We start from the raw sequence: 23,088 nt of genomic DNA on the forward strand, positions 1-23,088 counted from the left end.
GGCGCCGTTGCCGGCCGCCGAGCACAAGGGCACGCACCTGCTGGCCCGCACGTTCCTTGCCGCCGTCACCGGCGCCAGCCTCGGTCAGGTCGACCGGCTCAACTACCAGCACGGACTCACGGCACTGGCCTCACAGCGGCCGGGCCCGTGTCCGATGACCGTGCCGGTCACCGGGCAGGTCCACGGGAGGCCCTGGCGCGAGTACGTGGACTTCAACGAGGCCGCCGAGCTGATGCGGCACCTGGGAACGGCCGCCATGATCATCTGTCTCTACTTGACGGGCATGCGTCCGCAGGAGGTCCGGGGACTGCGGTCCGGTTGCTGTCCCGATCCAGAGCCCGCCGCTGACGGCACTCCCGGGCGGCACCTGATCCGCAGCCGCCACTTCAAAGACGTTACCGACGACGACGGCAACCACGTCTCCGCAGGCGAGGAGCGGGAGGTTCCCTGGGTCGCCATCACGCCCGTCGTCCGCGCCATCCGCGTCCTGGAACGCATCGTCCCCGATGGCGAGCTCCTCCTGAGTTCCGCCCACCACGACTTCACCTTCCAGCGCGGCCACTACGGCACGCTGAAGAAGCACGCCCTGCTTCTGCGGATCGAGGACTTCGTCGCCTGGGCCAACGGCGAGGCCCGGGCCCACGAGCTCCTCGAGCAGGTCATCCCCAAGGACCCGCACGGCGGGATCGGGATGGGCCGGTTCAGAAGGACATTGGCCTGGCACATCGCGCGCCGTCCCGGCGGGCTGGTCGCGCTCGCCATTCAGTACGGGCACATGCGCACCGTCCTGGACGCCCGCACCTCCAGCGGCTATGGCACCCGCAGCCGCGGCGGCATCCACAGTGTCCTCGATGTCGAAACCGCCCTCGCCGCCGCCGACACCGCGGCCAACCTGCGCGACCGCATGGCCGCTTCGGAGAAAAGATCTCCGGCCCGGCCGCCTGCCGGGCCGTCACCGCCGCCGCCCAGGCCCCGCGGTTCAAGGGCCGCATCGTCCCCAAGACCTTCGCGAAGAAGGCCGCCGCCTACCTCACCCGCGACGGCACCGTCCTCTTCGACAACCCCGACGCCCTCCTGATCTGCGCGTTCAAGCGCGACAACGCGCTTTGCGACCCGGCGCCGGACGCGACAGCCCCCAACCAGTACGCCTGCAAGGCCGGCTGCGGCAACGCCGTCCGCACCGACACCCACGCCCGCCTTCTCCGCGAGCGGGCCGACAGCATCAGCCGCAAGGCCGCCCACACCCCCGAAAGACTCGCCAGACGCCTGCGAGTCAACGCTGACAAGCTCCGCGCCATCGCCGACAACCACGATGCCACCGCCCAACCCGCCGAGGCCCTCACATGACCGAACAGCACCACGACGAGCGCACAAGCATCCGCGAGGCCATGGACCGGCTTCTGGCTGGACAGGCCACCGCCTCGAACGGCAGTCTCACCGTCGTTGCCCTCGCCGCCGAGGCCGGCGTCCACCGCATGGCCCTCATGAAGCGGCACGCAGACCTGAAGAACGAGTTTTACGAGCGGGTCCGCAACGAAACCCAGCAGGTCCCGGAGTCTGAGAAGCAGCTCCGGGCGACCGTTGCCAAGCTCAAGAAGACCATCTCGAACCAAAAGACCGAGATCGAAGAGCTCCGCCAGCTGGTGACCCACCTGACCCTCGCCAGCGCTGTTCTCACCCAGGGAAGGAGCGTGTCCCCAGAACCCGTCCCGATCCACGACAACGTCATCGCGTTCCGCCCGCCTACCATCAGCTGAGGTCGACATGGCCAGACGGGTCCTGCTGGCCTAGGGACAGCATCCTCGATCTCGCGGGTCCGCAGGCCGTCGGCTGGAATCACCACGTCCTCGGCCGTCCACGCCCTAACGCATGCCCGGGCCCCGGCGATCACTGGGGCCCGGGCCCGTTGATGCTCATCCGCCGCGTTGTTGATCGTCGGGAGTGACCCTCCGGCCCCGTCTGGTTTGCCCAGCAGCCCGGGGCGGCTGGGGACGGATGACCTCGCGGGCGAACGAGAGGAAACAGTCGAGAACCTTGAACGCGTTCTTGCGACGCTCCGGCTGGCTGGACCAGACGGAGGCCACTGTCAGGAGCAGCAAGACGACGACGCCGAGCACGACGCCGCCGCCGAGCAGACCAACGGCCAGCGTCACGGCAAGGGCGTTGTGAGACACCACCGCGCTAGTGGTGAGCCCAGCGGTGGCAGCGAACGGGAGGAAGGTGCGGATCACGGCTGGTCCCCTCAGGGTCAGTCACCCCAACAGCGGGTGGTCTCTTTCAGACCACCAGTCCGAACGGCCGTTCGGCCAGCATTCCGGATGAACCCGGACGTCGCCGCTCCTAGGCTTGATCCATCAGAGGCTGCGGCCGACGCAAGGGGCACCGCATGCGAACGGCAGACCACCCGAAGGGTCCGATCCAGATCGTGGCATCGGCACTCAGCGAGCTGAGAGCACTTGCCGGCGAGCCATCGCTCGATCAGCTGGTGCGTCTGACCAGACAGCAAGGGCAACGCTGGGCGATGCCCAGGTCCACCATCAACGACAAGCTGAAGGGAACGACCGCGCCAAAGGCCGAGCAGGTCCTGGCACTAGTCAGGGCATTCCGTGACTACGCAGCCGCTGCAGGGAACCCGCTGCCGAGCGAGTTCTGCGAGGAGGACAGATGGCGCAGCGAATGGCTCGCGATGAAGCAAGCCCTCGCCGATCCGCAAAGTCACGACTACCGCGGCACAGTGGCCCAAGAGATCCTGGCGGCCCGCCAAGGCCCTGCGGAAGGCGCTGCCGCTTCGGCCGCCACGCCTGCGGAGCCCTCGGAGACGACCCGACTCGAGGACCTGCTGCGGACGGTTGGACCTGAAGCCCTCGGCAGAGAGCTGCCGCCGAGGAAAGCAGCAACCGTGGCCAGGATGCTTCGAACTGCTGGCCAGACAGTGGAACTAGATCAACTGCTTACAGCGGCTTCATCGCGCTCCGCACAGGACATCGTCACGCTGAGCGAGCGCGCAGAACCCGACATCAGCAGGCGCCTCCTCCGTCTCGTCCTGAAGGACACCTCGGTCGCGCGCATGGCGGCTCTGGTGAAGGAAGCCGAGCACCACCATCCCGACGAGGCGGTGGGATTGATCCACCTCGGCGTCCAGCATCGCCCCGTCCCAGACGTTGTGAGCCTGATCGAGACACTTCACTCCGACGGGGGATCGCCGTTCATTGGGGAAATTCTCTCCGCCGTCCTTCGAGCACGCTCGGCGCCGAGAGTATCGGAGTTCCTCAGCCGTCTCAGAGCGGCAGGGCTGCGGGACGACGCCCACGTATTGCTCTACTTCATCAGTCTTTCTCACGACGAGGGCTGGCTACTGGAGGTGATCGCTGGCTTGAAGGAAAGGCGTTGCTACGCAGACGCCAGGAAGCTGCGAGCTGTGATCAAGCCTCGATGGTGGCGGCGCCCACCCAGCCCAGTGTGATTCTTCGAGCCTCAACGGTCCCAGGCGGCCACTCCAGAGCTGAACAGATTGACTTGACAGGGAAATCGACCATGGTCCCGTCCCAATCCATCACCAGCGCCTCGTACCGCGCGAAGTCCAAGGTCATCCGGCTCTCCTACCCATCGGACCACACCCACGACACGGTCGTGCGTACGCGCTCCCCCGTTACCGCCGCACCCGGGACAGCGGAGTGATCAGGTGTAGGAAGTAGCCCGCTGCCCGTCTGACGCGAGCGACGTGCACCGGCGGCCGACACAGATCCGGCAGGCTGGCGGCGCAGGAGGCACTTGAACGTCGGGCCGCTGCCTTTCCCGTCAGCGCTGGGCTGCCCACCAGATGGGAGCGTCCGGCCAGTAGGACCGAACCTCCGCCGGTACGCACCGGACCCGTCTACCGTGGTGCCTCATGACAACTCCGGGCGGCGGCGATCGGGGCGTGCATGGGCCTTGAGGGCTTGCGCCAGAACCCGCACACGGGCCCTCTACTCGCAGTAGAGTCGAGGTATGGCGGACGAAACGAGCATCAAGGTCAGCGCGGCTACGCGTGACCGGCTGGCCGCGCTGGCGGCCGAGCACAACACCACGATCCGGCAGCTCGTCGAAGAGCTCGCCGAAGGCCGGCCGACCAGGGCCGAGTACGCGGAGCGCGCCGAGCAGGCCCGCGCCGAGCTCGCCTCCGTGCTGGGTACGGCGCCCAGCGAGCAGGCCGAGGCGAAGGCCCGCAGCCTGCTGGAGCGCCTCGGCGCCGGCCAGGACCCGGCGGCCGCATAGTGGGGCCGATCGCCGTCGTCCTGGACCACACCACCGCCACCGCACTCCACGACCCCAAAAATCCGCACAACGAGGCCGTCGCCGCGTTCTACGTCCAAGCCTCCGGCGGCCTGGGCACCCTCTACGCCCCGGTGCTCTCCCTCACCACCGGTGACACCGAGCGGCGCGGCCTCCTCTCCTACATCAACGGGCTGCGGTTCATCACGATCGAGCCCTTCGACACGGAGGCCGCGCTCGTCGCCAGCGAGCTGCTGCACGCCGGGCACTCCTGGGCTGCCGTCCACGCCATCCACGCCGCCCGCCCCTCGGCCGACTTCCCTGTCGGCCGCTTCCTGCTCACGCTGACGCCCGAGTTGTACGAAGGGACCGGCGTCCAGGCCGTGCACCCTGACCAGTAGGGGCTGGCGGCGACCAAGATCTGGAGTCGCCGGCGGGCGCCTGCGTAGGGTCGGTCACCGACGATGTGGTGGGCGCCCCTGCGTGTGTTCCGCGAGGTCCCAGGCGCGCGTCGGGCCTCCCGTGGGGAGCCGGGAGGTGCGACGCGGCCCCGCCCGGAGGGGGCTGCCCGCAGGCGGGGCCGACCGCGGGGGTGCCTTTGCCTGGGGGAGGCGGAAGATCACGCTTCCCGCGGGCGATCAGGATCATGGGGAGCTTCGATCCCACCGGCGACTGGCGCGATCCGCTGCGCTACAGGGCCTTCGACAAGTGCGAGGGTGCCGACGGCTTCGAGAAGACCGGGCCGGGCCAGAGCGTCGAGGGCTGTGCCGTCTACGTCGCGGACGCGGGGACGGGGGCGCCGAAGACCGTGAAGTGGGTGACGCGGCGCGACGCGCAGGCCACCTGGGAACAGTGACGGTGACGGCGGCGGTCCGTCGCGCCGCTGGCTACTTCACTCCGGTCACACTCCGGAGAGGATGAAGACCGGGGCGATCAGCAGTGCGATGTGCAGGCAGGCAAGGCCGAAGCGGAGCACGGCGACGCGCCGGGGCAGGAGTGCAGCGACCACGCCCGTGGCGCCGGCGAGCCACATCACGCGCCAGGCCAGGTGGATGGCCTTCATCAGCGGCTCCGTGCACCCCTGGTACGCGCAGCGGTCGTGGGAAACCTGCTTGGTGACGTCGGCCAGGCCCAGCAGGACGAGGGCGGGCAGGAAGAGGATCAACCCGAGGACGGCGAGCTTGCGGCCGAGCGGGACGTATGCCGGCTGTGCGTCGTCGTGCTGCCAGCACTTCACGGTGTCGCAGCTGGAAGGGGTGGCGTCCATGGTGACCACCCCACCTCAATTGCCGGGCAGCCGTATCCGCCCCCGTACTCATGCCGAGCCGTCTGCCGTACTCACGGCCCCGGACAAGACTCCTGCCCCCCTGCGAGCGGTAGCCTCGCGATGCCGTCGGCGAGCGCCGGGTGGGGCAGGCATGTCAGGGGGCGTTGTGGTGGAGGCGGCGCGGTTCGGCCGGGCGGAGGCTGTGAAGCTGGTGCAGCGGATCATGAACGCGGACTACGCCGCGGAGGAAGAAGCAGTCAGCTGGCTGGACATGCTCGACAAGGTCCTGGGGTGTCCGTCCGGCTACGTCAGCGACTTGATCTTCTGGCCGTCGGACGGGGAGCCGTCGGCCGTCGAGGTAGTCGACCAGGCCCTGGCCTACCGGCCGATCGCCTTGTGACGCTGCGGGAATGCCGGCCCAGAGGTCTGGCCCAGAGGAACCCCAAAGCCGCCTCGACGTCTGTGTCGCCACCCTCGGGTTCGCTGCCATGCTGGAGACCGGGCTACGACCGGGAGGTCGACGTGCAGCGTTACGAGACCCAAGTGATCCTCCGCACGGCAACCGGCGAGCAGGTGACCTACCGCGGCGAGGCGATCAGCTCGGTCCCTGTGCCTGCAGATCAGCCGCTCGACAGTGCGACCGCCACCTCGCTCGCTGACAACGCGGCCGCCGCCGCTCTCGCCCAGGAGCCTGGCGGGGAGGTCATCTGCGTCCGCATTCACTACGGCTGAAACGGGGGCTCACGTGAAGGGCCGCTCGAAGGGCCGCCGGTCGTGTCGTCCCTCGGACATGTGGAATTTCGCTCGTCTACTCGCCCGGGACGGCTTTGAAGGCGCCCGGTCAGGGCGGGGGTGCTACGGCGTCCAGTAGCCGGCGCAGCGATGGAGGCGGGTCGGTGGCCCGGGTGGGGATGGCGGAAACTGCGGGCGTGGTCGACGACCGAGGCGATCGTGGGCGGCGTAGCCGTCCCTCTCCCACCCGCAGACCATTCTCCTCGGCCGCCTCGATGCTGACGGCCGGCTGCGGTACGTCGGCCGTACGACCAGGCTGAGCACCCCGCAGGCGCGCACCCTCGCCGAGACCCTCGAGCCAGCACTGCCCGGACACCCGTGGACAGGTCGGCGTTCACCGCGTCGTGGGGCAGTCGGGAGCCGCTGACCGTCGCCCTGGCCGCGCCCGAGCTGGTCGCCGACGCTGCGGTCGACCGCGGGACGTGGCGGCACCCGGTGCGGTGGGTCCGCCTGCGTGCCGACCTGTCTCCCGCCGACGCCCCGGGCTTCGGTCAGGGCAACCAGCCCAGCGCCGGGTGACGCAGTCAGCCCCGCCGTGACGGAGGCAGCCCGGTGAAGGAGATCTGCTACGGGCTGAGGCGCGGCCGCGTGTCCCCTGCACCGCAGCGGCCGCGGTCTCGTTCTCTACTTGATGCGCAGGTGACTGAGGGCTGTGGTCCAGTCCGTGGCGATGGCCTGCTGGGCGTCGCGCAGCTGTACCTGGCCGGAGCAGATCGCGGCGTGGAGCTGTGTCTCGACCTGGTCCTTGGGGTTGTTTGGGCCGCCGCCGGGCTTGTGCCCGGGGGAAGGGGGCTCGACCCAGAGGTTGCGCGGGTCGTTGGGGTCGCCTCCGAGCTCGAGGCTGACGAGGTGGTCGTACTCGGCGTCGTGCAGGTCGCCCCTGTATCCGTACGAGGCCGCGTTCGCGGTCTTCTCCGGGCCGGTGACCGCCACCGGGGGCCGGATCCCCTTGGTGTAGCCGGAGGGCCGGCAGATCGTCTGCTTCAGGGTCTCCGGCCGCACATCGGGGTTCAAGGCGCCCGGTGTGCACGCCGGATCCGGCAGCGGCTCCTTGCTCGGGGTGTACCGGAAGTGACACGTGCCCGCGGCGGGTTGCTTCTGCACGGTGTACCGGGCCTGCGGCCCCGGCCCCGTCGGCAGGGACGTGCCACCCGCGGCCTGGCCGACAGGCTGCGCCCGCTGCAGGTTCTGGGTGTTCGCGGATTTCGCGGTGTTGGACGCCGGGCTGCTGGCGCACCCGGACAGAGTAACGACGGCGAGCGCGAGCGCGGCTGCCGGAACATGTCGACGAACCATGGTTCCCCCCGTGGAGTGATGGACGTCGGCGAAGCTACCGCTCCCGCATCATCAGGCCCATATCTGGACGCAGGTGTTGCCCGGGCTTTGGCCTGAACTTTGAACCGGCTTGATGCCTGCGCCTGACGCCCGGCACCTGGTATTCGGCCTCGCCATCGGAGGCAGGCCTGAGCGAGGTGTCGGGTGCCGACCTGGCGCGGGTGGCCCGACGCCGCATGTGCCTCGGCAGATCAGCGTGCGCGGGGTGGCACCGTTGGTCATCGGGAGGTGATCCACTCGACAGCTAGCAGCCGAGCCGCGGCCGCGGGGCGTTGGTCCTCGGTTGTCCGAGTGCGCGGCCTGGGCCGTGGGAGACAGTGTCCGGCCGGATTCGGACACTGTTCGCCAAGGTCAAGCGACGCCATCGTGGTGGCCGGTACCTTCGGTCCGCTTTTGGACTTCCGACTCGCTGGTCGGAGCGGAGAAGCGGGGTACCGCAAGGGGTGGGGACGGTGGGCAGCACGGAACGCGAGCTCGGTCAGGAGCATCAGCGGCTGCGCAAGGTGCTGGGCGAGCGCTACGCGCTAGTGAGCGGGCTCGACCAGGACGATGCGGCGTTCGACGCGGAGTACGGACAGCTGGTGTCCGACGCCCAGCGGCTGATCGACTTCGAGCGGCAGTTGCCGGCACGGCTCGCCGAGCCGCAGCGCGAGCGCAACGAGCGCTTCGTGCGGTGGTCGTGGCGTGGCCAGAGCGCGGTGGCCGCCGCCCTGATCCTTACCGTCTTCGTCTTGGGCATCAGCGCGTGGTGGCTGGTGCTGCTCGTGCCGCACCTGCTGGCCACGCTCGCCGGCTGGTCGGTCAAGGTCACCCCGGCCCGGCACGTTCAGCAGCGCCGGACGGCGGCCGGCCTGCATGTGCTGGGCCTGCTGGTGGCCCTGGTGAGCCTGGGCGTGCTCTCCGCGTGGTTCATCATCGGCATCGTGATCGGCTGGCTCGTGGTCGGCGTGGCGTGCGACGGAAGCGAGCCGAAGGGCGGATCCAGGTGACCGGCGAATACGACCACCAGATCCGCGACCTGGACAGCAGGATCGACGCGCTGGAGAGCGACCTGCGGTCCCTGTCCGGCAAATTCGGGTACACCGAAGACCTCGGCTACGAGCTGCGCAACATCCGCGACGACATCGCCGGCACCGAGGGCAAGCTCGACGAGCTCGACACCGACCTGCGCGACCACATCACCGACACCAACCGGGCCCTGCAGCGGCTGATCGGCCAGGTACGGCTCCTGGAAGGCCAACTGCTGGCCTCCGGCGGGGCCCAGCTCGCCGACCTGGACACCGTCACCCAGGAGCAGCGGCGGCTGGCCCGGGCCGTAGCCCGCGGACGGGAGGCGAGCAGCGTCCTGCTCACCCCGCACGAGCGGTCAGCACACCAGCAGCGGATACAACGGTTCGAGAGCACCGTCGAACACCATCGCCAACACCGGACGGCGGTGATCAGCACGGTGGGGAAGCTGACGCGGACCACAGCACCCGGCGACCGGGAGAAGGCGGCAGCCGAGCTCGCACAAGCGCTGGCGACCGAGCAGCACCTGCGCCAGACGCTGGACCATCAGGCGGACCTGCTGAAGGCGGCGGACACGGCCCTGGCGGCCGACGCCCAAGCCCGCGCGGAGAAGCACGGTGTGATCGAGGCCGGGAAGAAGGCGGAGCAGAAACTGATCCTGGCGCTGCGCAGCCGACTGGCCGACGCCATCAGCCAAAGGAAGCTGCTGCCCACCTGGTTCGTGACCGTCCTCGGGTCGGCGCCGCCGGCCGCCAGGACACAGCAGTGGCTAGAGACCGCGACGCAGGTGCTGCTGTACCGGCTCACCTACGACATCAGCGACCAGGTGGTGGCCCTCGGGGACAAGCCCGTGGGCCGCGGCGGGCCCCGCACCGAGTGGTACAAGCAACTGGCCACGGATCTGCGCCGCTGGCGGTAGGATGCGACCTCCCGTTCGTTGGCCAGCAGCCCCCATCCCTGGTGTGTGAGGAGCAGGGAGATGGTGGTCTTGCTGGCGATCGCAAGCCGGCAGACCCTGTCGAGGTGTTCGCAGGGCCGGTCATGGAGCGGACCGGAAACCTCCTGACCACCGGCGGTTCGCGGCACGAAGGGTGGGCGGCTATCGCGCCGAACTTGCCGGGCACGTCGCCTCCGCCGTGGCGTACGAGGCGGAGTCCGGCTAGTTCACCGTGTGCCTCGAGTCGACGGCGTGGACTCGGGCTGACCAGATGGAGCGGGTGGACGCAGCACGGGCCGAGCACGCTGACTGATGCCGGGCCTGGCAACACCACAGACCGACCCCGGGCGCGCCAGGAGACCAGGCATGGCGGCAAACGGCGCGACGACAGGTTGACCTGCTTGCCGCTCCGGAACGTGTGGTGCCGCGGTACCGCCGCCGCCAAGGGCCGGTGGTACCGGTGGTGCGTTGTGCGCCGGGTGATGCGGCGTGTGCTCTTGTGCGCCCCTTCGGTATATCGCCTCTGCGGCCGGTGCGGGGATAGCTTCGTTGCCAAGTATCCCAAGTGGCGGGCCGGGCCCGCCGGGTTGGAAGGAGTGCTGGCTTGATGAAGCGTGCGGGGTTATCGGTGGCTGCGGCTGCCGTGCTTGCTGGGGCTGTGGTGCCGGTTGGTCTGGCGAGTGAGGCTTTCGCCGCTGGGGCCAAGCCGGGGGTGTGCAAGTCGTCGGTTGACGGTACGTACTGCGGCTACTACTCGGGGTCGGCGTACACCGATCGCGGTGATGCGGGGGCCAGGGTGAAGGAGATCCAGGCGCTGCTGATCCATCATCACGGCTACTCGGTGGGCCCGAAGGGTGTGGACGGCTACTTCGGGGCGGGCACGGAGTCGGCGGTGAAGCGACTCCAGAGGGGCTATGGGCTGAGGGCCGACGGCATTGTGAGTGCGAAGACGTGGGGTGCGCTGCGTGGGGAGCCGTTGGATCACTGATCCCCAAGGCTGGGCCCTACCCGTTCGACGCCCCCTTGGTCAGGTGACGGTCACGAGGGCGAAGGGCGTGGCCATGAGAACGATCTGAACGCAGGCCAGCGTGAACCGGGCGTTCTCGTAGCGGTTGGGCAGGAGGGCGGCGATCAGGCCGATTCCGCCGGCGCTCCCCATCAGCCACCAGGACCAGGCGATGGCCGTCATCAGCGGCTTGGTACACCCCTGGTCGTAGCAGTAATCGTGATTCATCTGGGCGCCGGCCATAAACAGGATCAGGAGCCCGAACAGGGGCAGGAAGAGGATCAGGCCGGTGACGGCCATGCGCCGCCCCCGCGTGGAGCCGGCCGGCCGGGCCTGTGGGCTGGTCGCGATGGTCATGGCGCTCAGTTCACCGCAGCTCGCCGCGGGGCGCATCGGGGCAGCTACTCAGGAACGGATGCGCAGGTACTCATCTGGCGCCGCGACGCCGCCGCCGAACTCGGCGGCGGCCACGCGGGCGGTCCACGCCACCAGCCCCCGCGCGCTCGTCTCGTGCGAGGCCGTGGTGGTGTGCCCGAGGGCCGAGTTCGTCAACACCCACCGCACCAACGTGCGGATGGCCGGGCTGAACGCGAACGCCCCCGTCATCGCTGCCGTGGCGGCTGCGCTGGCCCACTACCAGGGGCTCGTCATCGTGGTGACCAACCCCGTCGACCTCATGACCCGCCTGTTCGCGGAGGTCTCCGGCTGCCCCCGCGTCTACGGCGTCGGCTCGAACACCGACACCGCCCGCTACCGCCTCACCCTCGCCCACCTCCTCGACGTGCCGGCCGCGGACGTGGAGGGGCACGTGATCGGCGAGCACGGCGACCAGGCCGAGATCTGCGCGTCGGACCCGCGTGAACGGCCGCCCGGTCGAAGTGCCGGTGGCACGGGTCCGCCGCGAGCTGGCCGACCGCCCTACCCGCATCAACGCCGGCCTCGGCCGCACCCGCTGCGGCCCCGCCGGCGCCGTCATCGCCGCCCTCCGCGCAGGCCTCGGCCTGGACGACCGCGTGCTGGAGCTGTCCGTCAACCACGAGAACCGGTGGCTCGGAATTCCGTTGCGCTTCACCGCCGGAACCCCAACCGTGTGCCTCCCCCGACTCGACGCCACCGAGGCCCGCCAACTCGTGGCCGCGGACGTCAAACTCCGCGACACCTTCGAGCCACTGGCCCACCTGCACGTTCCCTCACGTCCCTCATGGAAGGAGAAGGCCGCAGTGACCAGGACTGCTACCCGCATCGCCACAGCCACCCAGGCCGCGACCGTCACCAGCAACAGCACGGTGGTCACCGACTGGGCCCTGCGCTACTTCGGACCCTGGTGGAACGCCACCAGCACCACGCCGGCCCCCGACGCCCCGGTCAACGCCGACGTCAACCCCGACCTCGTCACGAAGATCACCCAGCGGGTGACCGACCACGCCCACGAGGAGACCGTCTACGCGAACGCGACCATGCTCGTCGACCGCGGCGACGACGGCACCGTCTTCGCCGCCCAGCCCGACGACAAGCTCGCCTACTGGGCCGAGCCCGGCGGCCCCCTGCACATCTACGGCTGCGAGGACGTCCCCGTCGCCCTGGCCGCCGCGCGCCTCGTCCGCGAGGTCGTCCGTGGCCGGCTGCTGGCCGACGGCTGGTCGATCCTGCACGCCTCCGCCGTCGTCCGCGACGGACAGACGGTACTGACCCTCGGCGACAAGGGCGCCGGAAAGACCACCACCGCCCTCCTGCTGGCCCGCGCCGGCTGGTGCTGCTGGCCAACGACCGAGTCTTCATCCGCCCCGAAAACGGCCGGCTGCGCGTCCTGCCCTGGCCCTCGGCCGCCGCCATCGGCCTCGGCCTCCTCGACGCCCTCGGCTGGTACGACCAGGTCCGCGAACGCGTCCAGCGCGGCGAACAGCTCCACCCCACCCAGCACCAGAAGGTCACCGACGCCCTCCACTCCGGCAGCCGCACCCCCCTGTGGAAGGAATCCGGCAAGGAACTCAAGCCCCAGTTCTTTCCCGACCAGCTCCAAACCTGGCTCGGCCTGACCCTCGCCACCGAAGGACAATCCGCCCGCATCCTCTTCCCCCGGCTCACTCCCGGAGCCAACCCCGCCCTCATCGACGAAGACCGCACCGTGGCGCCCGGTGACTTCTTCACTGCTGGCACCGAAGACCGCTACCCCGACGTCTTCGGCCTCCTGCCCGCCGACCTGCCCGACACCGAGCCCCTGCTCGAACTCCTCGGCAAGCTCCCCCGCCATCTGCTGGACCTGGGGCACGACGTCGAGGCCAACACCCGCCTCCTGAGGGAGATCACCGAGCCCGCTTCCTGAGCAAAGCCAGCTCATGGCCAAGGAGGCGTCCCTGAAAGGGCGCCTCCTCAGTCACATAGGTATGGCTTGCGGCAAGCTCGCCGTGGACGAGATCCTCGACGAGGCGATATCCATCGTTTTTCCGGCCAATGATCCGGCTGCCCCTGAGGGCGACCCTCCGTATCGCGCACTCGCGGTCACCTGGCCAGCACCGATCCGGACTGATCAAGGCCAGCGGGCAACGGCTACTCCCGCGGTGCTTTCCGGCTGCGGGACAGTCGTCACCCGTACAGCAGATCCGCCTCTGCAGGGGGAGGACCGTTGGACCGGGCATGACCCACCGCCCGTACGAACACGACCTCGGCACCCTCTACCTGACCCGGGCCCCGGCCCACCTGGACGACGACGAGGCCACCCTCGCGCTGATCGCGCACTTCCCCGACATCAGCGCCGCGCGGATCACCCACGGGCTCGCCTGTCGGTACTTCGCCATGACGGGCGACGCGAGCCGGATCGACGCCTACTTCGATGCCGCGGACATCGGCCCCGACGACGAGTTCGACGCTGGGATGGTCGCCGCCGCGCGCCGGAGCGTGGAGCGGATGCGGATGCTGGAGTGGGAGATCACGGGGAGACACCCAAGCGACATCGACCCGGACAGCTGCTGAGACCCCGCCTGCTTCCGCCGGGCCGTCTCGTGAGCCGCCGCACCCCACCCGATGCCGGCCAGCACAGCGGTGGCCGGCAGCTGTCCGCCGACAGCGCGTGCTAGAAGGCTGGAGCCTCCGGGAAGGCGTTTGCCCTGGTCAGAGGGCCTGCTGCCGTTCCTACCGACGGGTTCGGTGTAACGCCTTCGCGTAGGGGCTTGCCGGTCCTCCTGGCGCGATGGGCGGCGACCCGGCAGGCCGGCCGGTCGAAGACGGCGTCACGCCGGTGCCCTCGGCCTGGAAGGAACCTGCAGCCGCAGACGGGGCAGCGCACGGCAATCGCATCGGGCCCGTTGAAGATCATGTAGAAGCCGATGGCCACGCCGTCGGCGAAGCGGCGGCGCTCGCGCCGCGCCCGGGCTGCGCAAGCGGGACCGCAGTAGAGCGCATCCGGGCGGGTGGGCGCCCGGATCGGCTCCCGGCACGACCGGCAACGGCGCACTTGTGTGGCCATACCGTCAGCGTACGCCGCTGCCAACCGCGGGCAGGCGGCACAGGCGCTGCCCGCCACCCGCACCGCCGTCGGCGGCCGTCAGCGCCCGCCTCGGCCGTCGCCTCGCGGAAGCCCGGCTCTGCGCCGGAGCGCCCGGGCGGCCGGGAAAGATCAGGCAGCGACTCCGACCGCCCGTACGTCGGAGTTTCGGTCGATTCGGTGCTGCCCGTCGATGATCAAGGAGGACTCAGTTGTGAGCGTCCACAGGATGAAGGGCTCCTCTCCGGCGGTGGTGGGGCTGGGTTGCCGCCCCGCGCTTCGGCCGGGCCTTGGTCGAACTCCGCCGCGCCGTCGGCGTCCTGCGTCCTTACGCCCGCCGCGCGCCCGTGCGGGAGCTGCGGCAGGCCCTCACCGCGCTCCCGGTCTAGGTGGTGGCCAGGAACCCGGTGACGCGCTCGATGACCTCGGCCTGCCACGCTTGCGTCTGGGGGTGGAGGTATTGCGGGCCCTTGTGGACGGCGCAGCCATGCTCGGCACCATCGAGCTCCATCAGCACTGCCGGCCCGCCGAAAGAGCGCACGTAGCGGCGGGAGGACTCCACCGGCACGAACGTGTCCTTCGTCCCGTGCACCACCAGGGGTGGGGCCCGTACAGCCGACAGGATCGTCACCGGGGCCAGGAAGTGCACCTCGTTCAGCAGCGCGCGGCCCAGCCCGAACGGACTGCGCTCCGTGAATCCTTGCCCCTGCAGCGCCTTCGCCGCCTCCGGGGACAGGTAGCCGCCGGAGTCGGTGTACGGACGGCTGGTGATGTACCGCTCGCGGTAGTCGAGCCGGGGGTAGAGCAGCACCAGGCGCTCGCCTCCGTCGGCCGGTGCGCGGCGTGGAGCGCGGCCGCGCCCCCGGAGAACGAGGCCGCGATCAGGTGCACGGGGCGGCGGAGGCCGCTTTCGGCGCGCAGGTGGTCGGCGGCGGCTTTGATGTCGTTGGCCACCGCGGCGATCGTGATGTCCTGCGGCCGTCCGCCGCTGGAGCCGTGGGCGCGAAGGTCGAAGCGCAGGCATTGGATTCCGGCTCCGGCCAGGGCGGCGGCGATCCTGGTGAAGAGGCCGCCCTCGTGCCGGGTCACCCCAGCCCCGTGCGCCAGCACCGCCAGCCCGGTCGCCCGCCCCGACGGCGGTGTCACGGTGCCTACCAGCGCTGTGCCGTCGAGGGAACGGCATTCCGTCTCCAGTTCAGCCATGGGGCCGAGCGTAGCGTCCAGGGGTCGAGGCACATCAGCCCGAGGGAATCCGTCCGCCGGTAGCTGCAACTTTGCGATTTGTGCGCGCTGCTTACGCTGGTGGACGGCGGTTCACAAGGATGTGGCGCGCGTAGAAGTTGCGCGAAAGTGGCTTGTTGCGGTTGAAGTCGGAGCGAATTGCGGCTGAATGTCTGACCGGTTTCGAGGATTTTTTGTTCGATTGGGCAGGGCTGCCCTTTGCGGTTCGTAATGTTGGCGTATCGAAGTGTTGGGCCGGTAGCGTCCAGGGAAACGAGAGGGCCCTGGCCGGCCGTCAACCAGTGCCAGGGCTCCCTCTTCTGTCACTTCGATCATGGAGGGCGCTTTGCCTCCCGACCGCATGCATCCGCAGGCCCGGTCAGGCCCTGCGCAGCACCGGCTCGACCGTAACATCCCGCCCCGCAGCCGCGGGGAAACCTTCCAAGTCCATGACGCGATCGACGTTGAGGTGGACCTTAGGATCGGCGCGTTCGTCGCCCTGGTGGTCGTCATGGTCCTGCTCATCTTCTCGCCCGGCGCCCGGCCTGTGCTCTGGGCCCTGCTCGTCCCCGTGCTGGCCACCATGGGGCGGTCCTACCTGCGGTATCGGCGGCTGACCGGTCTGTGACGCCCGGCTGGTGCCGGGGTGCGCGAGCCGCGTCTCGCCGACCCCGGCACCAGCCGCCGGTAACCCGAAGCCCCGCAGTGCCGCGGGCGGCGAAGGGAATTCGTCGCCCCGCTCCCGCAGATCTCCCGCCTGGCAGCGACGAAATCCCGCATGTCGAACCCCCGAAAGGGCTACCCCCGCGATGATGAGCAGTCCGGGACAGGCCGCCACCTGCCGCAACCCGGCGTGTCCCAATCCGGTCAAGCCGACCGTTGGCTCCGGCCGGCCCCGCATCTACTGCAGTGACGCCTGCCGGAAGGCGCACTATAAGGCCAGCTCCACCCGCACGCCCCCGGATGCCGCGCGGCATGACAGCTACGTCCAGCAGATCCTCGAGGACCTCAGCCGCAAGGTCGCGCGGCTGCAGGGCCTCGCCCACGTCACTTGCACTGGCCTGACCGGGTCCGCCTCTTTGCGGTCGCAGAGCATGAGCCTGCTCACAGGGGCAGCCGATGTCGGCAGGGATCTGCAGGACCTCGAGCACGCCATCGTGCAGCAGGCCCGCGACCGCGGCATCAAGGTCGCCGAGATTGCGCAGACACGCAACATCTCCGAGGACAAGGTCCGCCGGGACTGGCCGGCAGGCAGCATCGACCGCCGCATGCAGCAGCGCAAACAGCGCGGCGGCGCTCCCGTGCCGGAGTTCCTCAACGAGTTCCCCGAGCTGTACCTCCCCGAAGAGGAGCCCGGCGAGTGGGCAGGTGACTACGACTCCACCGAAGGCCCGCCGGAGCACCCCACCCACCCGCACTCCTGCTCCCCCGCAGTCCTCACCGACGTCCGGGCCACGGGCCCGCGGCCCGAGCCCTCCCGGGGACGGCGCACCGCTGCGTGCTTGGACGAGCGCTTCGGCACCAGCGACGCGGCATCGCGCGGCACGTGGCCCAGGCGGAGCTGGCCACGGCCGCGTCGGGGCCGGTGCGTGGTTCGGGCGGAGGGATCAGACGGCTGCCGTCTCGCTGGTCTTCTGCTGGTGCTGCGGAAGGGCGCGTTCCAGCCAGGACTTCGGAGCGCCTGAGCTGACGAGCTTGGCGTGTACTGCGGAGTGGTCGCGGTCACGGTCGGTGGAGCGGAAGCGGAAGCTGATGCCGCCCCTGTGCTGGGTCGTGGGCGCGAGCTCGATCCAGCAGATGCGTTCCCGGCCGCCGTCGCAGTCGCATGGCCGGCACTCGCAGTGGCGATGGTGAACGCGGAGCGGTAGCCCCCACGAGGGGTGGGTCAGGTACTGGACGAGCTCGTCATGGTGCAGGGCGACACCGTGCTCGTACTTGAGCTCGACCTTCCAGTCCACGCCGTCGAACCAGTACCGCAGGCAGAAGGGCGAGACCACGGTGTGGAACAGGCCGATGCGACGCAGGAGCCCGCTGCCCAGCCAGGCGCTGTCGGCAAGAATCCGGTGCCATTCCGCCTCTTTGGCGCGGTAGGCGGCCTCGGGCTCGCTCAGGTACGCGGTGTCCCACAGCGGGGTGAGGTCGTTCTCCCGGCACCAGGCGCGGTGCTTGTCGAGCAGGCTGCGCCACCGGTCGGGGGTGGGACCGGTCAGCGTCGCGGAGGCGTCGGTGCCGACCATGCCGATGTGCAGGCCGTGCTCGTCGATGCCGAGCAGCCGCAGCCCTGGGACGCCGCCCGGCCCGTCAGGGTTCTCCGTGGTGCCGGTGTGGTGGGTGGGCAGGAGGCCGGCCAGGCTGTGCAGGGGCAGGGCGCGGTCGGGCCGGCCGAGGTAGGGGTCCAGGGCCACCGTGAGGTGGTCGGGCCGGGGATCGACCCACGAAATCCCGGCAGGGTGGGCGCAGTAGTCGAAGGTGCCGCCGATGCGCTCGAAGAGCGCGGCCTCCAGCAGGGCCTGGTCGCCGGCCGCCTTCGCGATGGGAGAGGCCGGGCGGGCGCTCTACTGCGGTCCCGCTTGCGCAGCCCGGGCCCAGCAGACGGTACCCGTTCACCGGCTCGTAGCCGCCGGCTGTCGCCGGGCCGGCCGCTGAGGCGAGCCCAGCCGGGGAGGCAGTCACGGACGGCGCCACCTGCCTGCCCCTCCCGGTCAGGGCTCGCAGCAGACGGGTACTCACACGTCCCACACCACCGGTGTCACATCAGCCTCCGCCGCTCGGTCCGAAGATAGCCACGTCCAGAAGCGTTACGGCCTGGCCAACGTCCTCTGTGACGTCGTTTGCAACTTCGTTGTAGACATTCCCGCCTTCGTCTTCCACGTCCCCGATGATTCCGCCGCCCTGGGCTGGAGCGGCGGCGGGGGCAGCGTGAGTTGTTCAGGCTCAGGTTGTAGAGTGCGGGCCTCCTGGTAGGCCATGCGTTTTCTACGGAGCTCACTGTGTCGCATCTCGTCGCTCGCATCCGAGCAGGAGGTCCTGGAGAGCTGCGCTCTCAGGCTGGTGCGGGGGCGGCTCGTGGCGATCACTGACTCGGATATCTCGAGCGCGCTGTCCGTCTACCTCGAGCGTTACCCGGACGAGGCGGCAATGCTGTCTGAGCCGCTGCATGCGCTGTCTCAGGGCGGAGGGTTCGCTTCGCGGCGGACGTTTCCGATGCACGTGACCGTCGGGGCTCTGCTGGCCCGCGGTGGCGCCGAGATCTTGCTGGTGGAGCATCGTGCGTACGGGATCACGCTGCAGCCTGGAGGCCACCTAGAGCCGACGGATGCGACACTGATCGGCGCGGCAGTGCGCGAGCTGGCGGAGGAGACCGGCATTGACCCCGGCGAGATCGTCCCCGCGTCGCAAGCCCCCGTCTACATCGAGTACGGCAGGGTTCCGGCGCGCCCGGAGAAGGATGAGCCGGAGCACTACCACCTCGACTTCGGGTTCGCCTTCGTGACGGCTCGCGCGGATGTGGGACGTATCCAGGAGTCCGAGGTGAGGGGTGCCGCCTGGTACCCGCTGGCCGTGGCTGAGCGACTGGTCGGGCACCGCATCGCGCGAGCGGTCACTGCGCCGGCCGGGATCGGATGACCGCGTCCCGCTGAATGCCTCTGGACGGCGGTGGCATCGAATCGCGGTGCGTCCTGGCCGAGGCTCCGCGATCGCTGTTCGCTCCTTCGCCGCGCCACGGGCCCCCTGACGCTCACGCAGCCGCTGATGCCGGCCGGGGTTCCACTGCCGCTCACTCGAAGGTGGCCTTACGGTCTCGGCTGCGCTTGAGCTCGAAGAAGCCGTCCGTTCCAGCGACCATGACCAGGCCGTCCCAAAGCCGTCCGGCAGCCTCGCCGCGGGGAGCCGGCGTGACGACGGGACCGAACAGGGTCGTGCCGCTGATACGCAGGACCGGCGTCCCGACGTCGAGGCCGACTTCGTCGAATGCCTCGTGGTGCGAGTCCTTGATGAGCTGATCGAACTCCGTGCTCATCGCGGCCGCGGCGAGTGAGGCCGGTAGGCCCGTCTCTGCGAGGGCCTCGGTGACAACGGTGGGATCGTCGCGGCGGCGCTGGTTGTGAAGCCGGGTGCCGAGGGCGGTGTACAGCGGCCCGAGGACGCCGCGGCCGCCGTGCTCGGAGGCTGCGGCGCAGACCCGTACCAGCCCCCATGCTTTCGTCATCAGCTCGCGGTAGTCGTCGCTGAGCCCCTTTCCCTCGCGTTGGTCGAGGTTCAGGTAGGCCAGCGACATGATCCGCCAATCGGCGCGCACTGGCCGAACCAGCTCGACCTCCAGGAGCCAGCGTGAGGTGATCCACGCCCAGGGGCATAGCGGGTCGAACCAGAACGGAACGATTTCGCGGTCTGGCTGTTCGTTGATCATTGGGCGAGTGCCGTCCTCTCTCCGTCGAGGGTTCTTGCTGGCTCCGCCGAAGGGCTAGAGGTCGAACAAGCCGCTCTGGACGGGCTGGTTGCACTTGGCCGTGCGACCGGCGATCTTCACCAGCGCTGCGAGATCGCTGAGCTGGGGACTGCCGTCCGCGGCGGTGATGAGTCTGGTGAACACCTGCGCGGTGACGTCGACGTCGGCGTAGGCCCTGTGGCGGTCGGCCGGCTGCTGGATGGAGAAGCGCGCCAGCAGGGTGTCGAGTTTGTAGTTCGCCAGGCCGGGGACGAGGTGCTTGGCCAACGGGATGGTGTCCAGGAAGTCGACGTGGGCCAGTGCAGGGCAGTGCTCACGCTGATGGTGGATGACGTTGGCCTCGGTGGCGGCGTGCTGGGCCACCAGCAGGTACTGATTACCGGCGACGAACCGCCGGTCCAGCGCGCCCAGCACGTCGGCTGGCGTGGGGGCGTGCCTGAGCTGTTCGGGGGTCAGACCGGTCTGGGCCGTGTCGGCCGGTGTCACCGGCGCGAACGCGGGCGGGCGGATGAGGGATGTACTCCTGCCGGTCTCCCTCCACATGCCTTTCTCGTAGCGGAGTGCGAGAGCAGCCACTTCGATGGGCTGGGCCGGGTAGCCCGAAGGGGTCGTGGTCTCGAAGTCGATGACCACGAACGTCGTCGCCTGGAAGGCGGGGTCGTCGGTCAAGGCCCCCATGATTCCACCGTCCTCGTAGGCTTCCCGGCCGTGCCGGCGCGTTCCCGGAGCACCGAGGAGAGCATGCCGGAGCGCCGGCTGCCGTGGTGTGCCTTCACCGGATGAGGTCGGCGACGGCCTGGGTGGCGGCCTGCAGGGTGGGGGCATTCCACAGGCGCTCGCCGGTCCAGGTCTCGCTCAGGGACTGGTACAGGTCCGACATCACCGGCAGGAAGTCCGGCGGGAGTGATATGGGCCGTGGCCACCGGGTTCTGGGTACGCCCTCGGTGATCAGCTGGTTGACGGGGATTTCGTGCCCGTTGTTGACGTACCAGTCGCGCAGGACTTGCTTGCCGCAGTGCACGCCGTTGAACATCAGGCGGCTTTCGTCGGGTGTGCCGGGGCTGTCGGCGAGCACCAGCTGGGCGTCGCTGGAGATGAGGAACTCGACCTTGCCGTCGCAGTGGCTCAGTCCGAGCTCTTGGGCGTGCCCGGTCAGGACCTGGTTGACCTTGAGGGTGATTGCGCGCATGGCTCGGAATTGCTCGTCGTTCAGGCCGGCGAGGCGCTGGGCTTCGGGTGCGCTGATGAACCGGTTGATCTCTTTGCGGGTCGTCGCGTACTCGACGAGCGGTTGCGGCAGCCTCGCGCCGTCGGCGGGGATGCTGGGGAGCCCGACCTCGGCCAGTGCCAGGTCGCCGGTTGCGAGGCGGCGGTGAACGGAGCTGCCTGGGGGGAGCTCGTTGCGGAAGAGGACCTGCACGGGGATGAGGTAGTTGCCGGTAGGCGGTGCGGTGTCCGGGCTGGGGAGGCGCGCGAGGTTGAACTCGATCCGGTTGGGGGCGAGGAACCGGCGGAAGTGGGTGCGCACTCCCGCTTCCTCCAGCAGCGTGAAGTTGAAGACAGCCATGCGGCAGATGGCCTCGCCCTTCCCGGGGATCCGGTCGGGCATCCTGCCGTAGTGGAACACGGTGAAGTCGTCGGTGTACTCGAAGATGCCGACGCCTTCCCGCGTCGCCGTGGGCGGGTCGGTGATCTCGAGGGTCTTGGTCGAGTGGAGGACGGGCATCACGCTCTCCTGATACGACGGTCTCGAGCCGTCAGCTGGCGGAATCTGCTGATCGTGGTGCCGCGTCGGCCGGCGCGGCGACGTACGGTGTAGCCGCGGCCCAGGCCGGCTTCGGCCACGGGGCCTGTGCTGCGGACCGTCCGGCGACCGCTCTTTCGCCGGCAGGGGCCAGGTGGCCGTCGATCACCGTGATCACGTGCATGCCGGCTGCGCGGGCGGAGGTGACGCCGTCGGGGGCGTCGTCGACAGCAAGGCAGCGGTCGGGTGGGACATCAAGGCGCCGCGCGGCCGCGAGGAACAGGTCCGGTGACGGCTTGCCGTGCGCGACGTCCTCTCGTACGACGACGGCGGCGAACGCGGGCGTCAACCGCAGGGCGTCGAGCCCGGGGTGGACGAGCCGTCCGCTGGCGCCCGACGCCACGGCGCAGGGCAGGCCAGCGTACCGCGCCGCGTCCAGCAGGGAGACGACGCACGGGATCGGCTTGATGCTGTGCACGGCGGCCAGCAGGTGGGCGCGGCTGGCGCGGATGATCTCTTCGTAGGGCAGCGCCCGGCCGCTGGGCAGGACGGTCAGCAGGTCGTGGATGGACAGGCCGGCGTGGCGGCGGTACCAGTCGTGGTCCAGGCCGGTGCCGTACGGGTGCAGCGCCGCGCGCAGCGCCTGTTCGTGGCTGTCCGTCGTGTCGGCGAGGGTTCCGTCGAAGTCGAGGATCAGGGCCTCGATGCCCTCGGGGATCGCGGGCGCGCAGTTCCTCGCCGGAGTCGGGGCCGGGCAGGTCGAGGGGTGGGCGGCCTGGGTCATGCCGCCGCCGGGTCCGCGAGCTGTCCGCAGCACATGCACCGGGCCTGCGGACCCTGCCACGGCTCGTACAGGCAGCTCAGGTTGATGCCGGCGTCGTGGATCCACACCCGGATCTGTTCGGCCGCCTCGTGTTCGCCGGTGCGGCGGCGGTCCAGGACCCGGTAGCGGGCTTGGTCGGTGGCAGCGAGCCGTTCGTAGAGCGCGCATGCCTCCCGCATGAACGCGGCCTCCTCGCTGGTGAAGATGCGGCGGTCGCGGCGCTGCGCGCGTTCGACGGCCTGGGCGGTGTCGTCGGTGACGAGGATGGTGAGATCCGGCAGCGGTCGGAAGGAAGCCGCCAGCGCCAGGAGCTCGGTGGCCGTGGCAAGGGCGGCGTCCGGGTCGCCGGGGTGCAGCAGCAGTGCCTGGCACACGGCTGTGGTGTCGACGCTGCGGCCCTCGATGACGGCACGGCCGCTGGACAGGGCGGGGATCACGGTGTCCAGGTCATGGCGCTTGATGGCCATCAGGAGCAGGGCCTCGGCCATCGGTGTGCCTCCGCGCAGGAACGGGTCCCCGGCGCTGGCCTCGTACAGCGCGTGCAGCAGGGCTCCGCCCAGGCCCGGGCGCCCGTTCGCCCACTCGGAGAACTCATCGAGTACCAGCGGCTTGTCGTCGAGGGGGTCGACGGCGCGGTGGGTCAGGTAGGTCTTGCCGACTCCGCTCACGCCGTCGGTGGAGAGCAGTGGGCCGCGGGTGCAGCACTGGCGTACCGGTGTGATCGTCATGCGACACCATCCGTTCGGGGGCGAGGACGGGGGCCCGCCGGAGGG

At 69.9% G+C, this 23,088-nt stretch carries 32 protein-coding genes; 19 read left to right on the forward strand and 13 right to left on the reverse strand.

The window, feature by feature from the left end; all coding sequences use genetic code 11:
• Positions 1–7: 7 nt before the first annotated feature.
• Positions 8–1,078 (forward strand): hypothetical protein, encoded by a 1,071-nt coding sequence (locus tag ABD361_RS16895; protein WP_344436143.1) that lies wholly within the window; start codon positions 8–10, stop codon positions 1,076–1,078.
• Positions 1,079–1,343: 265 nt separating this feature from the next.
• The gene (locus ABD361_RS16900; protein ID WP_344436144.1) at positions 1,344–1,757 is read left to right on the forward strand and encodes a hypothetical protein; all 414 of its coding nucleotides are present in this window, start codon (positions 1,344–1,346) and stop codon (positions 1,755–1,757) included.
• Between the two features lie 156 nt (positions 1,758–1,913).
• Here ABD361_RS16900 and ABD361_RS16905 read toward each other — a convergent pair whose 3' ends face one another.
• A complete protein-coding gene (locus ABD361_RS16905; protein WP_344436145.1) occupies positions 1,914–2,231 on the reverse strand; it encodes a hypothetical protein in 318 nt (105 codons plus the stop codon).
• A 155-nt stretch (positions 2,232–2,386) separates the two neighbouring features.
• On the opposite strand from ABD361_RS16905, the gene ABD361_RS16910 reads away from it, so the two are divergent.
• The 5 genes from ABD361_RS16910 (at position 2,387) to ABD361_RS16930 (ending at position 5,107) form a co-directional block, all read left to right on the forward strand.
• Entirely contained in the window at positions 2,387–3,463 is a 1,077-nt protein-coding gene (locus ABD361_RS16910; protein ID WP_344436146.1) for a hypothetical protein, read from the forward strand.
• Positions 3,464–3,534: 71 nt separating this feature from the next.
• Positions 3,535–3,678 carry a hypothetical protein gene (locus tag ABD361_RS16915; RefSeq protein WP_344436147.1) on the forward strand — a complete coding sequence of 48 codons (144 nt, stop codon included), beginning with the start codon at positions 3,535–3,537 and terminating at the stop codon, positions 3,676–3,678.
• A gap of 309 nt (positions 3,679–3,987) precedes the next feature.
• Positions 3,988–4,254 carry a hypothetical protein gene (locus tag ABD361_RS16920; RefSeq protein WP_344436148.1) on the forward strand — a complete coding sequence of 89 codons (267 nt, stop codon included), beginning with the start codon at positions 3,988–3,990 and terminating at the stop codon, positions 4,252–4,254.
• Positions 4,254–4,652, forward strand: a complete 399-nt coding sequence (locus ABD361_RS16925) for a PIN domain-containing protein (protein ID WP_344436149.1) — start codon at positions 4,254–4,256, stop codon at positions 4,650–4,652. The genes ABD361_RS16920 and ABD361_RS16925 overlap by 1 nt, the downstream gene beginning before the upstream one ends.
• 245 nt (positions 4,653–4,897) lie before the next feature.
• Complete coding sequence (locus tag ABD361_RS16930; RefSeq protein ID WP_344436150.1) at positions 4,898–5,107, forward strand: hypothetical protein; 210 nt, start codon at positions 4,898–4,900, stop codon at positions 5,105–5,107.
• 45 nt (positions 5,108–5,152) lie between these two features.
• Here the strand turns inward: ABD361_RS16930 and ABD361_RS16935 are convergent, their stop codons facing one another.
• Positions 5,153–5,518, reverse strand: coding sequence for a hypothetical protein (locus ABD361_RS16935; protein ID WP_344436151.1), 366 nt, complete (start codon positions 5,516–5,518; stop codon positions 5,153–5,155).
• Positions 5,519–5,669: 151 nt separating this feature from the next.
• On the opposite strand from ABD361_RS16935, the gene ABD361_RS16940 reads away from it, so the two are divergent.
• The 3 genes from ABD361_RS16940 to ABD361_RS16950 all read left to right on the forward strand — a co-directional run bounded on the left by ABD361_RS16940 (position 5,670) and on the right by ABD361_RS16950 (position 6,829).
• Positions 5,670–5,918: a bacteriocin immunity protein gene (locus ABD361_RS16940; protein ID WP_344436152.1), complete on the forward strand. Its 249-nt coding sequence runs from the start codon at positions 5,670–5,672 to the stop codon at positions 5,916–5,918.
• Between the two features lie 122 nt (positions 5,919–6,040).
• Positions 6,041–6,250, forward strand: coding sequence for a hypothetical protein (locus ABD361_RS16945; RefSeq protein WP_344436154.1), 210 nt, complete (start codon positions 6,041–6,043; stop codon positions 6,248–6,250).
• 378 nt (positions 6,251–6,628) lie between these two features.
• Positions 6,629–6,829, forward strand: coding sequence for a hypothetical protein (locus tag ABD361_RS16950; protein WP_344436155.1), 201 nt, complete (start codon positions 6,629–6,631; stop codon positions 6,827–6,829).
• 105 nt (positions 6,830–6,934) lie between these two features.
• Here the strand turns inward: ABD361_RS16950 and ABD361_RS16955 are convergent, their stop codons facing one another.
• Positions 6,935–7,606 (reverse strand): hypothetical protein, encoded by a 672-nt coding sequence (locus ABD361_RS16955; protein ID WP_344436156.1) that lies wholly within the window; start codon positions 7,604–7,606, stop codon positions 6,935–6,937.
• A gap of 491 nt (positions 7,607–8,097) precedes the next feature.
• Here ABD361_RS16955 and ABD361_RS16960 point away from each other — a divergent pair, with 491 nt between their 5' ends.
• The 3 genes from ABD361_RS16960 to ABD361_RS16970 all read left to right on the forward strand — a co-directional run bounded on the left by ABD361_RS16960 (position 8,098) and on the right by ABD361_RS16970 (position 10,578).
• On the forward strand, positions 8,098–8,634 hold the full coding sequence (locus ABD361_RS16960; protein WP_344436157.1) for a hypothetical protein: 537 nt from the start codon (positions 8,098–8,100) through the stop codon (positions 8,632–8,634).
• Positions 8,631–9,572 (forward strand): hypothetical protein, encoded by a 942-nt coding sequence (locus tag ABD361_RS16965; protein WP_344436158.1) that lies wholly within the window; start codon positions 8,631–8,633, stop codon positions 9,570–9,572. The genes ABD361_RS16960 and ABD361_RS16965 overlap by 4 nt, the downstream gene beginning before the upstream one ends.
• A gap of 625 nt (positions 9,573–10,197) precedes the next feature.
• Positions 10,198–10,578 (forward strand): peptidoglycan-binding domain-containing protein, encoded by a 381-nt coding sequence (locus tag ABD361_RS16970; RefSeq protein ID WP_344436159.1) that lies wholly within the window; start codon positions 10,198–10,200, stop codon positions 10,576–10,578.
• A gap of 39 nt (positions 10,579–10,617) precedes the next feature.
• On the opposite strand, the gene ABD361_RS16975 is transcribed toward ABD361_RS16970, so the two are convergent.
• Both ABD361_RS16975 and ABD361_RS16980 read right to left on the reverse strand, forming a co-directional pair.
• A complete protein-coding gene (locus ABD361_RS16975; RefSeq protein ID WP_344436160.1) occupies positions 10,618–10,953 on the reverse strand; it encodes a hypothetical protein in 336 nt (111 codons plus the stop codon).
• Between the two features lie 48 nt (positions 10,954–11,001).
• Positions 11,002–11,151 carry a hypothetical protein gene (locus ABD361_RS16980; protein WP_344436161.1) on the reverse strand — a complete coding sequence of 50 codons (150 nt, stop codon included), beginning with the start codon at positions 11,149–11,151 and terminating at the stop codon, positions 11,002–11,004.
• Between the two features lie 329 nt (positions 11,152–11,480).
• Here ABD361_RS16980 and ABD361_RS16985 point away from each other — a divergent pair, with 329 nt between their 5' ends.
• The 3 genes from ABD361_RS16985 to ABD361_RS16995 all read left to right on the forward strand — a co-directional run bounded on the left by ABD361_RS16985 (position 11,481) and on the right by ABD361_RS16995 (position 13,566).
• Entirely contained in the window at positions 11,481–12,632 is a 1,152-nt protein-coding gene (locus ABD361_RS16985; RefSeq protein WP_344436162.1) for a hypothetical protein, read from the forward strand.
• Positions 12,633–12,721: 89 nt separating this feature from the next.
• Positions 12,722–12,919, forward strand: coding sequence for a hypothetical protein (locus ABD361_RS16990; RefSeq protein ID WP_344436164.1), 198 nt, complete (start codon positions 12,722–12,724; stop codon positions 12,917–12,919).
• A 311-nt stretch (positions 12,920–13,230) separates the two neighbouring features.
• Complete coding sequence (locus tag ABD361_RS16995) at positions 13,231–13,566, forward strand: hypothetical protein (protein WP_344436165.1); 336 nt, start codon at positions 13,231–13,233, stop codon at positions 13,564–13,566.
• Positions 13,567–14,462: 896 nt separating this feature from the next.
• Here ABD361_RS16995 and ABD361_RS30695 read toward each other — a convergent pair.
• On the reverse strand, positions 14,463–14,708 hold the full coding sequence (locus ABD361_RS30695; protein WP_361748958.1) for an alpha/beta hydrolase family protein: 246 nt from the start codon (positions 14,706–14,708) through the stop codon (positions 14,463–14,465).
• A gap of 23 nt (positions 14,709–14,731) precedes the next feature.
• The gene (locus tag ABD361_RS17005; RefSeq protein WP_361748960.1) at positions 14,732–15,280 is read right to left on the reverse strand and encodes an alpha/beta hydrolase; all 549 of its coding nucleotides are present in this window, start codon (positions 15,278–15,280) and stop codon (positions 14,732–14,734) included.
• A gap of 487 nt (positions 15,281–15,767) precedes the next feature.
• On the opposite strand from ABD361_RS17005, the gene ABD361_RS17010 reads away from it, so the two are divergent.
• The gene (locus ABD361_RS17010) at positions 15,768–15,926 is read left to right on the forward strand and encodes a hypothetical protein (protein ID WP_344436166.1); all 159 of its coding nucleotides are present in this window, start codon (positions 15,768–15,770) and stop codon (positions 15,924–15,926) included.
• A 181-nt stretch (positions 15,927–16,107) separates the two neighbouring features.
• Positions 16,108–16,983, forward strand: coding sequence for a hypothetical protein (locus ABD361_RS17015; protein WP_344436167.1), 876 nt, complete (start codon positions 16,108–16,110; stop codon positions 16,981–16,983).
• Here the strand turns inward: ABD361_RS17015 and ABD361_RS17020 are convergent.
• On the reverse strand, positions 16,906–17,703 hold the full coding sequence (locus tag ABD361_RS17020; protein WP_344436168.1) for a hypothetical protein: 798 nt from the start codon (positions 17,701–17,703) through the stop codon (positions 16,906–16,908). The two genes, ABD361_RS17015 and ABD361_RS17020, sit on opposite strands and share 78 nt — an antisense overlap.
• Before the next feature lie 661 nt (positions 17,704–18,364).
• Between ABD361_RS17020 and ABD361_RS17025 the strand changes: the two genes are divergently transcribed.
• Positions 18,365–18,925 (forward strand): NUDIX hydrolase, encoded by a 561-nt coding sequence (locus ABD361_RS17025; protein ID WP_344436169.1) that lies wholly within the window; start codon positions 18,365–18,367, stop codon positions 18,923–18,925.
• Between the two features lie 151 nt (positions 18,926–19,076).
• On the opposite strand, the gene ABD361_RS17030 is transcribed toward ABD361_RS17025, so the two are convergent.
• The 5 genes from ABD361_RS17030 to ABD361_RS17050 all read right to left on the reverse strand — a co-directional run bounded on the left by ABD361_RS17030 (position 19,077) and on the right by ABD361_RS17050 (position 23,043).
• Positions 19,077–19,709, reverse strand: a complete 633-nt coding sequence (locus tag ABD361_RS17030; RefSeq protein ID WP_344436170.1) for a mycothiol-dependent nitroreductase Rv2466c family protein — start codon at positions 19,707–19,709, stop codon at positions 19,077–19,079.
• A 54-nt stretch (positions 19,710–19,763) separates the two neighbouring features.
• The gene (locus ABD361_RS17035; RefSeq protein ID WP_344436172.1) at positions 19,764–20,426 is read right to left on the reverse strand and encodes a 3'-5' exonuclease; all 663 of its coding nucleotides are present in this window, start codon (positions 20,424–20,426) and stop codon (positions 19,764–19,766) included.
• A 94-nt stretch (positions 20,427–20,520) separates the two neighbouring features.
• A complete protein-coding gene (locus tag ABD361_RS17040) occupies positions 20,521–21,474 on the reverse strand; it encodes a phosphoribosylaminoimidazolesuccinocarboxamide synthase (RefSeq protein ID WP_344436173.1) in 954 nt (317 codons plus the stop codon).
• Between the two features lie 31 nt (positions 21,475–21,505).
• Positions 21,506–22,276 (reverse strand): HAD family hydrolase, encoded by a 771-nt coding sequence (locus ABD361_RS17045; RefSeq protein ID WP_344436174.1) that lies wholly within the window; start codon positions 22,274–22,276, stop codon positions 21,506–21,508.
• Positions 22,273–23,043 carry a dTMP kinase gene (locus ABD361_RS17050; RefSeq protein WP_344436175.1) on the reverse strand — a complete coding sequence of 257 codons (771 nt, stop codon included), beginning with the start codon at positions 23,041–23,043 and terminating at the stop codon, positions 22,273–22,275. The genes ABD361_RS17045 and ABD361_RS17050 overlap by 4 nt, the downstream gene beginning before the upstream one ends.
• Positions 23,044–23,088: the final 45 nt, after the last annotated feature.

This window comes from Streptomyces luteosporeus (assembly GCF_039532865.1).
Classification (GTDB): Bacteria; Actinomycetota; Actinomycetes; order Streptomycetales; family Streptomycetaceae; genus Streptomyces; species Streptomyces luteosporeus.

Excerpts from the sequence above, each read along its gene's own strand:
- ABD361_RS17035 (WP_344436172.1), bottom strand. The coding sequence starts at position 20,426 with ATGGGGGCCTTGACCGACGACCCCGCCTTCCAGGCGACGACGTTCGTG.
- ABD361_RS17040 (WP_344436173.1), bottom strand. The coding sequence starts at position 21,474 with ATGCCCGTCCTCCACTCGACCAAGACCCTCGAGATCACCGACCCGCCC.
- ABD361_RS17015 (WP_344436167.1), top strand. The coding sequence starts at position 16,108 with ATGATGAGCAGTCCGGGACAGGCCGCCACCTGCCGCAACCCGGCGTGT.
- ABD361_RS16910 (WP_344436146.1), top strand. The coding sequence starts at position 2,387 with ATGCGAACGGCAGACCACCCGAAGGGTCCGATCCAGATCGTGGCATCG.
- ABD361_RS17045 (WP_344436174.1), bottom strand. The coding sequence starts at position 22,276 with ATGACCCAGGCCGCCCACCCCTCGACCTGCCCGGCCCCGACTCCGGCG.
- ABD361_RS16940 (WP_344436152.1), top strand. The coding sequence starts at position 5,670 with ATGTCAGGGGGCGTTGTGGTGGAGGCGGCGCGGTTCGGCCGGGCGGAG.
- ABD361_RS17050 (WP_344436175.1), bottom strand. The coding sequence starts at position 23,043 with ATGACGATCACACCGGTACGCCAGTGCTGCACCCGCGGCCCACTGCTC.
- ABD361_RS16930 (WP_344436150.1), top strand. The coding sequence starts at position 4,898 with ATGGGGAGCTTCGATCCCACCGGCGACTGGCGCGATCCGCTGCGCTAC.
- ABD361_RS16935 (WP_344436151.1), bottom strand. The coding sequence starts at position 5,518 with ATGGACGCCACCCCTTCCAGCTGCGACACCGTGAAGTGCTGGCAGCAC.
- ABD361_RS16900 (WP_344436144.1), top strand. The coding sequence starts at position 1,344 with ATGACCGAACAGCACCACGACGAGCGCACAAGCATCCGCGAGGCCATG.
- ABD361_RS17030 (WP_344436170.1), bottom strand. The coding sequence starts at position 19,709 with ATGATCAACGAACAGCCAGACCGCGAAATCGTTCCGTTCTGGTTCGAC.
- ABD361_RS16915 (WP_344436147.1), top strand. The coding sequence starts at position 3,535 with ATGGTCCCGTCCCAATCCATCACCAGCGCCTCGTACCGCGCGAAGTCC.
- ABD361_RS17005 (WP_361748960.1), bottom strand. The coding sequence starts at position 15,280 with ATGGCTGAACTGGAGACGGAATGCCGTTCCCTCGACGGCACAGCGCTG.
- ABD361_RS16920 (WP_344436148.1), top strand. The coding sequence starts at position 3,988 with ATGGCGGACGAAACGAGCATCAAGGTCAGCGCGGCTACGCGTGACCGG.
- ABD361_RS16975 (WP_344436160.1), bottom strand. The coding sequence starts at position 10,953 with ATGACCATCGCGACCAGCCCACAGGCCCGGCCGGCCGGCTCCACGCGG.
- ABD361_RS16970 (WP_344436159.1), top strand. The coding sequence starts at position 10,198 with ATGAAGCGTGCGGGGTTATCGGTGGCTGCGGCTGCCGTGCTTGCTGGG.
- ABD361_RS16995 (WP_344436165.1), top strand. The coding sequence starts at position 13,231 with ATGACCCACCGCCCGTACGAACACGACCTCGGCACCCTCTACCTGACC.
- ABD361_RS16955 (WP_344436156.1), bottom strand. The coding sequence starts at position 7,606 with ATGGTTCGTCGACATGTTCCGGCAGCCGCGCTCGCGCTCGCCGTCGTT.